This window comes from Caballeronia sp. GACF4 (assembly GCF_023631025.1).
In the GTDB taxonomy this organism is placed as follows: domain Bacteria; phylum Pseudomonadota; class Gammaproteobacteria; order Burkholderiales; family Burkholderiaceae; genus Caballeronia.
Genome location: NZ_JALQDW010000044.1, coordinates 1 through 13,778, shown reverse-complemented (window position 1 = coordinate 13,778; position 13,778 = coordinate 1). Strand labels below are relative to the sequence as shown.

Here is a 13,778-nt window from a genome sequence, read left to right as displayed (position 1 = left end):
TTAGCGCGTGGCTTCGTGTGAGTGATAAAGCGCCTGCACCGCGCGCGAAAAATCGGCGCGGCCAAACGGTTTGGCGAGGAACGGCACGCTCACGCCCGCGGCGATATGCGCGCCCTGCCGCGCCCCGCTGATCAAGAGCGCGGGCAGCGCGGGACTGCGTTCGCGCGCGGCGACGATGAGTTCGTCGCCGCGCAGGTCATCCATTTCGATGTCGCTGACGAGGAACGCGAAGCCGTGCGGATCGGCTTGCAATGCGTCGAGCGCGGTGGCGGGCGACGCGTAGCTCGCAGGCTCGAAGCCGGATTCGGCGAGCCAGTCTTCGAGGAGCGCGCGGAGGGTGTCGTCGTCTTCGACAAGGAGGACGGGCTCGCCTTGGCCGATGGGAGCGTTGGGCTCGGTGCAGGGCGTGCCCGGCGCGTGAACCGCATCCATCGCTCGCGACATGGACGCAATGCTCGGCGCTGTCGCCAAATGATCCGCGTTAGCCTTTTCTCCATCCGACGGCAACGCATCGGTTCCGAAAGTCGACCGCGGCGGCGTCACATAAGCCGCATCCGCATCACTAGCCTCATGCATTCCCCCGTCGCCTAGGCCACCGCGCGGCCCCGTCGCCACACCCTTCACGCGCTTCGCCGGCAACAACACCCGAAACATCGCCCCACCCAGCGGCCCGTTTCCGACCGTAATCCCGCCGTCGTGATCCGCGACGATTCCCGCCGCGATCGACAACCCCAACCCATGCCCGCTCTGCTTGCGCTTGGTCGAAAAGAACGGGTCGAAAATCCGCGACGCGATATCCGGCGCAATTCCGGGCCCATCGTCGTGCACTTCCAGAATCACCGCGGTGCGCTCCGGCACGCGCCCGACATCCGCGATTTCCTCGCGCGGCACGCCCGCCGACACGCGCAGGATCACCCAGCTGCGCGCCGCCTGCGCCGCGTTGCGCAGCAGGTTCAAAAGCACCCGCACGAACTGCGCATGATCGCCCGCGACAGGCCACGCATCGATGCCGCTGGCGCCCAGGCGAACGTCGTCGTATTCCACGGCAATCGTCACCGGCCCGCGATGATCCGCCGTCGCCAAACCCACCGCCTCGTCGATGACCACGCGCATCGACACCGGTTCGCTACGTCGCGGACTGCCGCGTCCGACCGCGAGCAGCATCTGCTCGGTCATCGCGGTGCCGCTTCTGACTGCCGCCAGCACGTGTTGCAGCGGACGGCGCGCATCGGCATCGGCGGGAAGAAGTTCATCGGCGTATTCGGCGTGGCCGCGCACGGCGCCCAGCACATTGTTGAAATCGTGTGCAATGCCGCTCACCAAAAGGCCGAGCGATTCGAGCTTCTGCACGCGTTGCAGACGCGCCTCGTAACCACGCCGTTCGAGCAGCGCGACCGCCACGTAAAACACCAGCGTGCACAGCACGGCGAGGTCGATCTGCAACTGCCGCACGCCGACGATGCCGTTTTGATGGTACGAACCATTGCCCGTCACCGTGAGCGCCACGCCCGTCGTCACGATGACGAAAGCCGCGAGCGTCGCCGCGCGGATCGACCCGGCGACCGCCGCCCAGACGAGCAGCAGAATCAGCAGCAAATGCTCGGTCTCGTCAGGAAGCTGGATGCGGAACGCCTCGATCATCAGCGCCGCGCCGCACAGCGCCGGCACGACGACGACCCACGCGCGCACCGGCCGCGCATCCGGATCGGGCGGCGTAGTCCACGCGAGCAGACCGGGCACGAGGACGAGCATCGCCAGACCGTTGCTGCCCATGATGGTGCGCCAGACATCGATGAGATCGCGACCGCCGATCGCATGCGATAGCGCGCTACCCGCGAGCGCCATCGCGAAAACGGTGCCAAACGGCAGCAATAGCAGGAAGCGTGTGAAGCGCGCGGTGGTATCGAGACGCGCGCGGCGGCTCACGAAGCGCCAAGCAAGCCCGACGCCCACGCCCACGCCGAGCACGTTGACGAGCGCGAAGGACGCATCGACCCAAAGCGGGAACACGTCGAACTGACCGACGATGACCATCGCGATGAAGATCGCGACGAGCGCGGCCGGCCATTCGCCGAGCGGCCGACGCCAGAGATAGGCCACCGCCATCGCCGGGGCGGGCCACACCACCGCCGCCAACGCCGAACCGGTGCCGAGCGTGTCGAGCGGTGTCGAAAGGACGCCGTAAAGCACGCCCAAAGACAGGGCGCGCCGCAAGCCCGCCACATGGTGACGCGCGCCGGTAGCGGGCAGACCGTGCGGCGCGGCGGCGGCCGCACGAACGTCATTGGTCACAGTGGCCCCCGGTTGAGCGAGCGCATCGGCGATAAGCATTCCGATACGACCTGAGATTTATCTTAGAAATGGTCGCAAGTGTAATGCGGGCTAAAGCAACGCACAACGCAGCGCACAAATCGCGCAACAGGCGACCGAACGTGCGCGAACCCAGGCAGTTGCGCGTTCGTTACGGATGAAACATGCGGCGCCCTTGGCGCAACACGGCTGCAACGGCGCCCGCCGACACTACAAACATGCGCCGGGCCTGAAGAGAACGGCGCTCCAACCCGAACAACCTAGAAGAGGTGAATCATGCCGATGCCGTGCTATCTGACCGTCGAAGGTCAAAACCAGGGAAAAATCGAAGGCGCCACGAAGGTGCAAGGTCACGAAGGCAAGATCCTCGTGCAGGCCGTGGATCACACCATCGAAATTCCGAAAAGCCCGCAGACCGGACTGCCCACCGGCAAGCGCGTGCATGGCGCGATGACGGTGAGCAAGGAGATCGACAAGTCGAGCCCGAAGCTTTATCAGGCGTTGACGTCCGGCGAACAGTTGAAGACCGTCACGCTCGAGTTCTATCGCATCTCGCCGAAAGGCACGGAGGAAAAGTACTACACCGCCAAGCTCGAGAACGCGATCCTGACCAACATGAAGTCATGGACACCGAACTGCCTCGATCCGAACAACCGGCAGATCGGACACATGGAGGACCTCGCGTTCACCTACGAAAAGATTACCTGGACCTACGAGCCGGACGGTATTGAAGCCGAGGATTCATGGCTCGCGCCGAAGGCCTGAGCCACCTGGACAGCCGCTGGACATAAGCTCGAAAGCCTTGTCGCACAAGGGTTTTCGAGCGCTGAAGCCGCGTCTTCGGAGGCCGCCGTATACGGCTTGTCGAGGACGATCTTTAGAGCATATGAACTGATAAAAATGCGTTGGGTTTTTGAGATACGTCTGTTTATAATGGCTCGCACTCAATTCCGGGACAGGCACTCACGCCTCAAGGACCGTTTCCCATCCGGACTCGCCGATCCTTTCGCTCAATCGCGGGCAGAGCATCCGACAGTCTGAAGCGGCTCACATCCGCCCCGCGCCGCACCCCGCATTCCGTATCACGCAATTTCGTTAGTTATCCCGTGCTCAGGCGATGGCTGCCCGCCCGAGCGTATGCAGTGGCGGCGGCCCGCGTCAGTCGCACGGTGCGCGAGACGCGTTTTCATCGATGTCCGCACTGCCAGCGCGGCGCCGTGAATCTGGAGATGGAAATGGCAAATGATGGTTCGGTTGCTCCGAAGGAACGCGTCAATATCGTCTATCGCCCGGCCACGGGAGACGCGCAGGCAGAAGTGGAACTGCCGCTCAAGTTGCTCGTGCTCGGCGACTTCACGTTGCGTCAGGACGACGTACCGATCGAAGACATGAAGCCGATCAACGTCGACAAGGACAACTTCAACGAAGTGCTGAAAGGCCAAAAGCTCGGCCTGCAACTCTCGGTGCCGAACAAGCTCGACGAGAAAGCCGGTCCCGACGACGTGCTCTCGCTCGACCTGAAGTTCGACTCGATCAACGACTTCACGCCCGATGCGCTCGCGGAACGCATTCCCGAGCTGCGTCAGATGCTCGAACTGCGCGACGCCCTGAAGGCGCTGAAAAGCCCGATCGGCAATCTGCCCGACTTCCGCAAGCGTCTGCAAGAGCTGATCCAGGACGAAGGCGTGCGCGCGCGGCTGCTCGGCGAACTCGGCGCACAAGACAAGTAACGCGGAACCAGCACTTCGTAGATGAAGGAGATTGAATTGAGCGACGAACAACAGCAATCCGGCGCAGCGGCGCCGGCAGAGGCCGCGGCGGGCGAAGTCTCGCTGCTCGATCAACTGGTGGAGTCGGCCCGCATCAAGCCGGGCGACGAAGCGTACTCGATCACGCGCCAGGGTATTCAGGCGTTCGTCGCGCAACTGCTCGAACCGCAGCGTTCGGTGGAGCGTGTCACCGCCGCGACCGTCGACGACATGATCGCGAGCCTCGACCGCAAGCTGTGCGCGCAGGTCGATGCCATCCTGCATCACGATGACTTCCAAAAGCTGGAATCGTCGTGGCGCTCGCTCAAGTTTCTGGTGGACCGCACCAACTTCCGCGAGAACATCAAGATTCAGTTGATGAGCGTGAGCAAGCAGAAGCTGCTCGACGACTTCCAGGACGCGCCCGAGATCACCAAGTCAGGGCTGTACAAGAACGTCTATACGGCCGAATACGGCCAGTTCGGCGGCCAGCCGTTCGGCGCGATCATCGCTAACTACGAGTTCAATGCAAGCGCGCCCGATGTCAAGCTGCTGCAATATTCGGCAAGCGTCGCCGCGATGGGTCACACGCCTTTCGTCGCCGCCGCCGGCGCGGATTTCTTCGGCATCGACTCGTTCGATCAGTTGCCGAACCTGAAAGATCTGTCGTCCATCTTCGAAGGTCCGAAGTACGTCAAGTGGAACGCCTTCCGCGAAAGCGAAGATGCGCGCTACGTCGGCCTGACCGCGCCGCATTTCCTCCTGCGCGTGCCGTACGGCCCGGAAACGGCGCCTTCGAAGAAATTCAATTACAAGGAAGACGTGTCGAGCGGTAACGACCAGTTCCTGTGGGGCAACGCGGCCTTCGCGTTTGCCACGCGTCTCACCGAAAGCTTCGCGGACTACCGCTGGTGCGCCAACGTGATCGGCCCGCAAGGCGGCGGCACGGTGCAGGACTTGCCGGTGTATTCGTTCGAATCCATGGGCGAGATCCAGAACAAGATTCCGACCGAAATCCTGATTTCCGAACGACGCGAGTTCGAGCTCGCCGAGCAAGGTTTCATGGCGCTCACCATGCGCAAGGACAGCGACAACGCCGCGTTCTTCTCCGCCAACTCGGCGCAGAAACCGAAGTTCTTCGGCCAGTCGAAAGAAGGCAAGGAAGCCGAGCTCAATTACAAGCTCAGCACGCAATTGCCGTACATGTTCGTCATGAGCCGCATGGCGCACTACATCAAGGTGATGCAACGCGAGAACATCGGCACGTGGAAGGAGCGCGGCGATCTGGAGAAGGAACTCAACAACTGGATTCGCCAGTACGTCGCCGACATGGACAACCCGAGTCCGGGCGTGCGCAGCCGCCGCCCGTTGCGTCAGGCCGAAATCAACGTGCTCGACGTGGAAGGCGAACCGGGCTGGTACAAGGTCGACATGAAGGTGCGTCCGCACTTCAAGTACATGGGCGCGTCGTTCACGCTGTCGCTCGTCGGCAAGCTGGAAACTGCCTGATGCGCGCATCGGGTTCGAGGCAGCCGCGAACATAAGCGGCGCTTCGGCAAGGTTTCATCCGTAACACGCGGGCGGTCACCTGCAACGAGGCGGTAACCGCCCGCGCTCACACTGTGTTCATGCGCTCCGACACCTACACGTAAATGGGCGCATCGAGTCGATGCATCAAGTCAAGAAGCGACACGCGGACAAACCATAACGGCAACTGGAGGCCACCATGCCGATGCCATGCTACCTGACCCTCGAAGGTCAGAATCAAGGAAAGATCGAAGGTTCCACGAAGGTTCAGGGCCACGAAGGCAAGATCCTCGTGCAGGCCGTGGATCACACCATCGAGATCCCGAAGAGCCCGCAAACGGGTCTGCCCACGGGCAAGCGCGTGCATGGCGCGATGTCGGTGACCAAGGAAATCGATAAGTCCAGCCCGAAGCTCTATCAGGCGCTCACCTCCGGCGAGCAGATGAAGACCGTGACGCTGGAGTTCTATCGCATTTCGCCGAAGGGCACGGAAGAGAAGTACTACACCGCCAAACTCGAGAACGCGATCCTCACGCACATGCAGTCCTGGACGCCGAACTGCCTCGACCCGAACAACAAACAGATGGGTCACATGGAAGATCTCGCGTTCACCTACGAAAAGATCACGTGGACCTACGAGCCGGACGGCATCGAAGCCGAAGACTCGTGGCTCGCGCCGAAGGCCTGACGCATTCCAAATCACGCATGACGCGGCGGCGGACTTACGCCGCTGCGTCGATCGGGACCGTCGATGAGAGAGCGCAGGCTGCTGGAACGCATATCCGGCTGGGAACAGGGCGCGGTGCGCACCAACGAGACCAGCACCGAGGTGCTCGTGAGATCCGTGATGGAGCATCTGTCGCGCATCCTCAATACGAGACAGGGCAGCGTGCAGCTCGATCCGCAATTCGGCGTGCCCGATTTCACGAATATCGCGGGCGGGCTGGAAGGCGGATCGACGGGCGAAATCGAGGAAGAGATTCAACGCATGGTGTCGCGTTACGAACCGCGCGTGCTCAACCCGAAAGTGCATCTCTTGAGCGACCGCAGCGACGTAATGTCGATCCGCTTCAGTCTCGACGGCACGCTCGCCGTGAACGATCGCGAGATTCCACTGCGCCTGTCCACCACCGTGAATTCCGATGGCCGCGTCACCGTGCTTTGACGCCTTGACGGCCCGCGACCGATCCCGACGATGCTCAATCGCTATTACGAAAACGAACTCACCAAGCTGAAGACGCTTGCCGTCGAGTTTGCCGAGGCCAATCCGGCGCTCGCGCCGATGCTCGCAGGCCGCTCGACCGACCCGGACGTCGAACGCCTGCTCGAAGGCGTGGCCTTCCTCACGGGTCTTGCGCGCCAGAAGCTCGACGACGAGTTCCCGGAGTTCATCCAGGAACTCTCCACGCTGCTGTTTCCGCACTATCTGCGTCCGGTTCCCGCGACGACGATGGTGCTGTTCGAGCCGCGCGGCGCGCTCACGGAAACCGCGAGCGTGGCGGCGGGCGTGGAGCTGGCATCGGCGCCGGTGGACGGCACGCCCTGCCGTTTCCGCACGACCCAGGCCGTGGACGTGCATCCGCTCACGCTCGCCGCGCGGCTTTCGGCGGGCGAAGGACGCACGCCTTCCATCGATCTCGACTTCAGCTTGCGCGGGCTCGATCTCGCGCGCTGGCAGACGAAGTCGCTGCGGCTCTTTCTGGCGGGCGGCTACAGCGATGCCTCCAAACTCCTGATGCTGCTCATGACCGAAGTGACGTCGGTGCGGCTGACGGCTAGCGGGGTATCGACGGAACTGGGCGCGCGTTCGCTCGTCCCGTCGGGCTTCGACAGCGAGCTCGTGCCGTATCCGAGTCACGCGTTTCCGGGGTATCGCAGTCTGCAAGAGTTCTTCGTGCAGCCGGAGAAATTCCTGTTCCTCGACTTAAACGGGATTGACAAGCTGCGCGGCGCCACCGGCACGACGTTCTCGGTCACGCTGTGCCTCAAACGTTTGCCCGTATGGCTCACCGAATTGAGCGCCGACGCCTTCATGCTCAACGTGACGCCCGTCATCAATCTGTTCGAGCATCACGCCAATCCGATCACGCTGGATCATCGGCAAATGGACTATCGCGTGAGCCCGGAAGGCGCGAACCGTCAGCATTACCAGATTCATTCAGTCGACAAGGTCACGTCGTATCGGCAAGGCGTGGCGCAGCAGCGCGTGTACCGGCCATTCGGCGTGCTCGGGCACGCGGCATCCGCCGCGACGGCGAGCGAAGACCAGCGCGCGCCGGGCGATCTCGTCTATCACACGTCGTTGCGCCCCGCCGCCGTCGGCAACGAGACTGAGCTGTATCTCTCGGTGGCGTATCCGCCCGAGGCCACGCCGCAGACCGAAACGCTTTCCATCGAGCTGACCTGCACCAACCGCTATCTGCCCGAGAGCCTGCGTTACGGCGATCTCAGCGAGCCAACCAGCAGTTCGCCCGAGCGCCTCAAGTTCCGCAATATCCGGCCGATGACACCGGTGGTCAATCCGCCCGTCGGCGAGGCGTTGCGTTGGCGGCTGCTCGGTCACGCCGCGCTCAACTTCCTCTCGCTCGCGGATGCCGCCAACCTGCGCGCCCTCCTCTCGCTCTACGTGTTCTCTGAGCGTCAGGAGCAAGGCCACGAGGCGGCGAACCGCAGACGCATCGCGGGCCTGAAGGAGATGAGCGTCACGCCCGAAGTGCGGCTCTTCGGGCGCAACATGCTGCGCGGTCAGCTGATCCGCGTGCGCTGCGAGATGGATCACTTCGCGGGCGCGGGCGATCTCTACGTGTTCGGCAGCGTGCTCGACCGTTTTCTCGGCGCCTACGCAAGCATGAACACGTATACGCGATTCGAGCTGGAAGACATTTTCTCCGGAGAGGTATTCAGATGGACGCCGCGGCTCGGTCAACAAGCTCTGCTCTAGACGACGCGCTATTTGAGCAAGGCGAACGCTTTGCGTATTTTCAGGCGGTGCGCCTGCTGCGCCGCCGCGCGCGTCTTGCGGGCGACGATCCGGAACGCCTGCGCGTGCGTCCGCGTCTTGCGCTCGGCTTTCCCGAAAGCGATATCGACCAGATCGAGCGCGATCTGCCGCGCCGTCATGCCGATCTCGACGACGACGCGCCCGAGCCCGCGCCGACGCCGCGAATTACCGCGAACTTCTTCGGGCTATACGGTGTGTCCTCGCCGCTGCCGAGCTTCTATACCGAAGACCTGATCGAGGAAGAACGCGAAGGCCGCAGCGGGATGCGCGAGTTTCTCGACATCCTGCATTACACGCTGTATCCGCTGTTGTTCGAGAGCTGGGTCAAGTACCGGCCGCACGTGCGCGTGGTCGAGGAAGGCGACACGGCGATGCTCGAACGCCTGTATGCGTTCGTCGGCCTGCACGAGCGCTCCATGCGCCGCGACGACACGCCCGGCGTCTCCGACATGCTGCGCTACGCGGGCCTCTTCTCGCAGCGCCCGCATTCGGCGCTTGGCCTGAAAACGCTGCTCGCCGATGCCTTCGCGCCCGCCGATGTGCATATCGTCAATTGCGTGGAAAGCTGGCTGCCGATTCCCGACGATCAGCGTCTCACGCTCGGCGATGGCCGTCATGCGCTCGGCGTCGAATGCTATCTCGGACAAGAGAGCCGCGATGCCAACAATCATGTGCGTATCGAGTTGCGCGGCCTGCCGCTGGCTCTGTTCGAAGCGTTGCAGCCAGGCCGGCGCGAGTACGAGCGTCTGCGTTTTTTCACGCGCTATTACCTGACCGAACCGTTCGACGTGACCGTGCTTCTCGAACTGCGCGCGGGTCTCGCCGAGAACGCCCGCACGGGCGGCATGCAATGGAACGCGCTGGGCCGCGACACGTGGCTCGCGCCGCGCGCGAATGCCGTGCCGCGTCCGGTCAGCTTCGCGATCTGAACCACCGATATCAAGAGACACGAGAGGAGCCCAAGCCATGTTGCTGGTCGATCTGAAACCGCTGGTAAGCCGGCTCAACGGCTACTGCCGGCAAGCGCTCGAAAACAGCGCCGGTCTGTGCATCTCGCGCGGCCAATACGAGATTTCCGTCGAGCACATGCTCGTCAAGCTGCTCGACGATCCGCAAAGCGATTTCCCGCTTTTGCTGCGCGAACAGAACATCGATGCCGCGCTCTTTCGCCGCGCGCTCGATCAGTCGATAGAAGATTTGCGCGGCGGCAATACGGGCCGGCCGGTGTTCTCGCCGGTGCTGCTCGAACTGCTTCAGGATGCGTGGCTGATCGCCTCGGTGGACTTGCTCGAAACGCGCGTGCGTTCCGGTGCGATCCTGCTCGCGTTCCTCGCACGCGCCACTTTCTATGCAACCGGCGGCTATGCCGACATGCTGCGGCCGATCAACCGCGAGAGCTTGCTCGCGCGCTTCGGCGCGGCGTCGGCGGCGTCGATAGAGCAGACGGCGGCGGGCACTTCGTCGGCATCGGAAGGCGGCGCGAACGCGGCGGCCGGTTCGGACGGCAGCGCAATCGCCAAGTACTGCGAGAACTTCACCGAGAAGGCGCGCGAGGGCAAGATCGATCCGGTTTTCGGACGCGACGCCGAAATCCGCCAGATGGTCGATATCCTCGCGCGGCGGCGCAAGAACAACCCGATCTGCGTGGGCGATCCGGGCGTCGGCAAGACGGCGGTGGTCGAAGGACTGGCGCTGCGTATCGTCGATGGCGACGTGCCCGAGTCGTTGCGCGACGTGACCATCCTCGGTCTGGACATGGGCATGTTGCAGGCGGGCGCGAGCGTCAAGGGCGAATTCGAAAACCGGCTGAAGGGCATCATCAACGAGATCAAGGCATCGGTGAAGCCGGTGATCCTGTTCATCGACGAGGCGCATACGCTGATCGGCGCGGGCGGTCAGGCGGGCACGTCGGACGCCGCGAACCTCTTCAAGCCGGCGCTCGCGCGCGGCGAGTTGCGCACCATCGCGGCGACCACCTGGGCCGAGTACAAGAAGTACTTCGAGAAAGACGCGGCGCTCGCGCGGCGCTTCCAGCTCGTGAAGCTCGACGAACCCGACTTGCCGACCGCGGTGCTGATCCTGCGCGGCCTGAAGGAACGTTACGAAGACGTGCACAAAGTCGTGATGCGCGACGACGCCATCGTGGCCGCCGCCGAATTGTCGAGCCGCTATATCACCGGGCGCCAGTTGCCGGACAAGGCCGTCGATCTGCTCGATACCGCGTGCGCCCGCGTCAAGGTGCTGCAAAGCGCGAAACCCGATGTGCTCGAAGACACCGAGCGCCGCATTCAGGCGTTGGAGCGCGAACGGCGCGGACTCGAACGCGATCGCGACAACATGCAGCCGGTGGACGACGAACGCCTCGCCGCCATCGCCGATGCCCTGCCTTCGCTCGAAGCCCGCGCGGCGGATTTGCGCGTGCGCTGGCTCGCGCAGAAGGAAGCGGGCGAGGCGCTCGTCGCGGCACGGGGAGCCGTGGCCGCCGCACGCGCCGCCGCGCAACCCGAAGCGCAGATCGACGCCCTGCGCGACGCCGCCAAGCGCGCCGAAGCCGATTTGCGCGAAGCCCAGGGCGATCAGCCGATGGTGCGCGTGGACGTCGATCCCGACGTGGTCGCGAAGGTCGTCAGCGACTGGACCGGCATTCCGCTCGGCAAGGTGCAGCGCGATCAGGCGCAGACCATTCTGAACATGGAAACGACGCTCGCCAGACGCGTGCGCGGTCAGGACCACGCGATGCATCAGATCGCCGAAGTGCTGAAGTCGTCGGCGGCGGGGTTGAAGGACCCCGAGCAACCGATGGGCGTGTTCCTGCTTGCGGGACCGTCGGGCGTCGGCAAGACGGAAACGGCGCTGACTGTCGCCGACATTCTCTTCGGCGACGAGAAGTCCACCGTCACCGTCAACATGAGCGAGTTCCAGGAGCGCCATAACGTGAGCCGTCTGATCGGCTCGCCGCCGGGTTATGTCGGCTATGGCGAAGGCGGTCTTCTGACCGAAGCCGTGCGTCAGCGTCCTTACTCGGTCGTGTTGCTCGACGAAACCGAGAAGGCGCATCTCGACGTGATGAACCTGTTTTACCAGGTGTTCGACAAGGGCATGCTCTCGGACGGCGAAGGCAAGGAAATCGACTTCTCCAACACGGTCGTGTTCCTGACTTCGAACCTCGCCACCGATGTCATCACCGAACTCACGGCGAACGGCGAGCGTCCCGACGACGAGACCATTCTCGCCGCCGTGCGGCCGATCCTCTCCGCGCACTTCAAGCCCGCGCTGCTCGCGCGCATGACCGTGATTCCGTACTACACGCTGCCGACGGATGCGCTCGCGGGCATCGTGCGCCTAAAGCTCGACAAGATCGTGAAGCGTCTTCTGGGCGCCAACAAGATTCGTCTCGCGTACACGGACAAGGTCGTGGACACCATCGCCGCGCGCTGCACGGAAGTGGAAACGGGCGCGCGCAACATCGACTTCATTCTGCGCGGCACCGTCATGCCGATGCTCTCGCACGAGATCCTTATCCGCATGAGCGAAGCCGAGCAGCCGACGCACGCCGAGCTCGATGTGAACGACGAAGGCGTGTTCGTCGTGTCGTTCGGTTTCGAGCCTGCCGAGGCGAAGGCCGCTGTCATCGAGGAAGAAGCGCAATGAAGCAGGTATGGGTCACGGCGCTCGCCAAAGACGAAGCGCGCATCGCGCAAGTGGCGGCGACGCTCAAGCGCTACGGGATCGCGGCGCAAGGCCACGTATGGCTCGACGAACCGGACAAGGCCGTCGCGCGTGTCGTGCTCGACGCGATGCAGGCGGCCGACGCGTGGATCGTCCTCGTCGATGAAGCGGCGCTCGCCAAACCATCCGTGCGCTATGGCTTGTCGCTTTTGTACGCGAGCCTGCAGGCATCGCGCGGCGCGGCGCCGCCGGTGCTGTTCCTCACCGCTTCGGGCGATACCGTGCCGCCACCGTTGTTCGCCGGTGCGCTCACCTTCGCCGATCGGAACGCCGCGTGGCCCGCGAAGCTCGTCGCCGCGCTCGCACGCGCGCCGAAGCAGGCGCCGTTGGCGGCGCTCGGCGGCTATCGCCTGACGCTGTGGGGCGACGAGAACATCGGTCAGTGGTTCGAGATCGGCTCGCTCGAAGGGCCGCTTGCGGGCTTCGCGTTCGGCGTGCCGCGCAGCGACGAAGTATCGATCGACTTTCAGGCGGTCGGCGCACGCGGCGCGCTGCCGGCAAAGACCACGCTCGAATACGCGCAGGAGGGTTTGCGCATGCAGATTGGCGGCACGGATTACGTGAGCTGGGCGGTGAGGAATGCGATCGGCCCGGACGATTCGTACTTCGTGCGCGTGCGCGGCTGCCCGGCCACGCTGCTGCTCATGCCTTATCCCGAAGGCGACGACGTCGAAGCGACGATCGTTCGGCTCGGATAACACCGCCATGTTTCGGATGTAACAAACCCGCGCCCCACTCGAAACGAAGCCGCAACGCGGCGACCTTAATCTGTACTCATGCGCTGAACGAGATCGAAGGCGCAAGCGGCCAGGCAAACACACAGCGCGCCGCCAACCCAAACTAACTGGAGATTAATCATGCCGATGCCCTGCTACCTCACCCTCGAAGGCCAGAACCAAGGAAAGATCGAAGGCTCCACCAAGGTTCAAGGCCACGAAGGCAAGATCCTCGTGCAAGCCGTGGATCACACCATCGAAATTCCGAAGAGCCCGCAAACTGGTCTGCCGACCGGCAAGCGCGTTCATGGCGCAATGACGGTGACGAAGGAAATCGACAAGTCGAGCCCGAAGCTGTATCAGGCGCTGACTTCGGGCGAACAATTGAAGTCGGTGACGCTCGAGTTCTACCGCATTTCGCCCAAGGGCACGGAAGAAAAGTACTACACGGCCAAGCTCGAAAACGCGATCCTCACGCACATGCAGTCGTGGACGCCCAATTGCCTGGACCCGAACAACCGTCAGATGGGCCACATGGAAGACCTCGCGTTCACCTACGAAAAAATCACGTGGACGTACGAGCCGGACGGCATCGAAGCCGAAGATTCTTGGCTTGCTCCCAAGGCTTGATGTAACGCGTCGGGGGGCGGGGGGGCCCCCGGCGGCGCCGCCCCGGTTCCGCGCCCTTAAAACCACAAAAATACTCTACACACCAAACACCCCCAAAAAAAACAGTTAATTAGATTT

At 63.4% G+C, this 13,778-nt stretch carries 11 protein-coding genes; 10 read left to right on the top strand and 1 reads right to left on the bottom strand.

Annotated features, from left to right (window positions below; translation table 11 throughout):
• On the bottom strand, positions 1–2,292 hold the full coding sequence (locus NCR40_RS30765; RefSeq protein WP_250511758.1) for an ATP-binding protein: 2,292 nt from the start codon (positions 2,290–2,292) through the stop codon (positions 1–3).
• Between the two features lie 294 nt (positions 2,293–2,586).
• On the opposite strand from NCR40_RS30765, the gene NCR40_RS30760 reads away from it, so the two are divergent.
• From NCR40_RS30760 to NCR40_RS30715, 10 genes are all read left to right on the top strand, one after another.
• Positions 2,587–3,075 (top strand): Hcp family type VI secretion system effector, encoded by a 489-nt coding sequence (locus NCR40_RS30760; RefSeq protein WP_244831861.1) that lies wholly within the window; start codon positions 2,587–2,589, stop codon positions 3,073–3,075.
• 470 nt (positions 3,076–3,545) lie between these two features.
• Positions 3,546–4,040 carry a type VI secretion system contractile sheath small subunit gene (gene tssB / locus NCR40_RS30755; protein ID WP_244831862.1) on the top strand — a complete coding sequence of 165 codons (495 nt, stop codon included), beginning with the start codon at positions 3,546–3,548 and terminating at the stop codon, positions 4,038–4,040.
• 102 nt (positions 4,041–4,142) lie between these two features.
• Positions 4,143–5,567 carry a type VI secretion system contractile sheath large subunit gene (gene tssC, locus NCR40_RS30750; protein WP_250511776.1) on the top strand — a complete coding sequence of 475 codons (1,425 nt, stop codon included), beginning with the start codon at positions 4,143–4,145 and terminating at the stop codon, positions 5,565–5,567.
• Positions 5,568–5,784: 217 nt separating this feature from the next.
• Entirely contained in the window at positions 5,785–6,273 is a 489-nt protein-coding gene (locus tag NCR40_RS30745; protein WP_244831864.1) for an Hcp family type VI secretion system effector, read from the top strand.
• Between the two features lie 63 nt (positions 6,274–6,336).
• Positions 6,337–6,750 (top strand): type VI secretion system baseplate subunit TssE, encoded by a 414-nt coding sequence (tssE, locus tag NCR40_RS30740; protein ID WP_244831865.1) that lies wholly within the window; start codon positions 6,337–6,339, stop codon positions 6,748–6,750.
• A 30-nt stretch (positions 6,751–6,780) separates the two neighbouring features.
• On the top strand, positions 6,781–8,526 hold the full coding sequence (tssF, locus tag NCR40_RS30735; protein WP_244831866.1) for a type VI secretion system baseplate subunit TssF: 1,746 nt from the start codon (positions 6,781–6,783) through the stop codon (positions 8,524–8,526).
• Positions 8,490–9,515 (top strand): type VI secretion system baseplate subunit TssG, encoded by a 1,026-nt coding sequence (gene tssG / locus NCR40_RS30730; RefSeq protein ID WP_244831867.1) that lies wholly within the window; start codon positions 8,490–8,492, stop codon positions 9,513–9,515. Before tssF ends, tssG begins: the two co-directional genes overlap by 37 nt.
• Positions 9,516–9,552: 37 nt before the next feature.
• Positions 9,553–12,237 (top strand): type VI secretion system ATPase TssH, encoded by a 2,685-nt coding sequence (gene tssH / locus NCR40_RS30725; protein WP_250511757.1) that lies wholly within the window; start codon positions 9,553–9,555, stop codon positions 12,235–12,237.
• Complete coding sequence (locus NCR40_RS30720) at positions 12,234–13,013, top strand: toll/interleukin-1 receptor domain-containing protein (RefSeq protein ID WP_250511756.1); 780 nt, start codon at positions 12,234–12,236, stop codon at positions 13,011–13,013. The genes tssH and NCR40_RS30720 overlap by 4 nt, the downstream gene beginning before the upstream one ends.
• Positions 13,014–13,172: 159 nt before the next feature.
• Entirely contained in the window at positions 13,173–13,661 is a 489-nt protein-coding gene (locus NCR40_RS30715) for an Hcp family type VI secretion system effector (RefSeq protein ID WP_244831870.1), read from the top strand.
• Positions 13,662–13,778 lie beyond the last annotated feature (117 nt).

Excerpts from the sequence above, each read along its gene's own strand:
- NCR40_RS30715 (WP_244831870.1), top strand. The coding sequence starts at position 13,173 with ATGCCGATGCCCTGCTACCTCACCCTCGAAGGCCAGAACCAAGGAAAG.
- NCR40_RS30760 (WP_244831861.1), top strand. The coding sequence starts at position 2,587 with ATGCCGATGCCGTGCTATCTGACCGTCGAAGGTCAAAACCAGGGAAAA.
- tssG (WP_244831867.1), top strand. The coding sequence starts at position 8,490 with ATGGACGCCGCGGCTCGGTCAACAAGCTCTGCTCTAGACGACGCGCTA.
- tssE (WP_244831865.1), top strand. The coding sequence starts at position 6,337 with ATGAGAGAGCGCAGGCTGCTGGAACGCATATCCGGCTGGGAACAGGGC.
- tssF (WP_244831866.1), top strand. The coding sequence starts at position 6,781 with ATGCTCAATCGCTATTACGAAAACGAACTCACCAAGCTGAAGACGCTT.
- NCR40_RS30745 (WP_244831864.1), top strand. The coding sequence starts at position 5,785 with ATGCCGATGCCATGCTACCTGACCCTCGAAGGTCAGAATCAAGGAAAG.
- NCR40_RS30720 (WP_250511756.1), top strand. The coding sequence starts at position 12,234 with ATGAAGCAGGTATGGGTCACGGCGCTCGCCAAAGACGAAGCGCGCATC.
- tssH (WP_250511757.1), top strand. The coding sequence starts at position 9,553 with ATGTTGCTGGTCGATCTGAAACCGCTGGTAAGCCGGCTCAACGGCTAC.
- tssB (WP_244831862.1), top strand. The coding sequence starts at position 3,546 with ATGGCAAATGATGGTTCGGTTGCTCCGAAGGAACGCGTCAATATCGTC.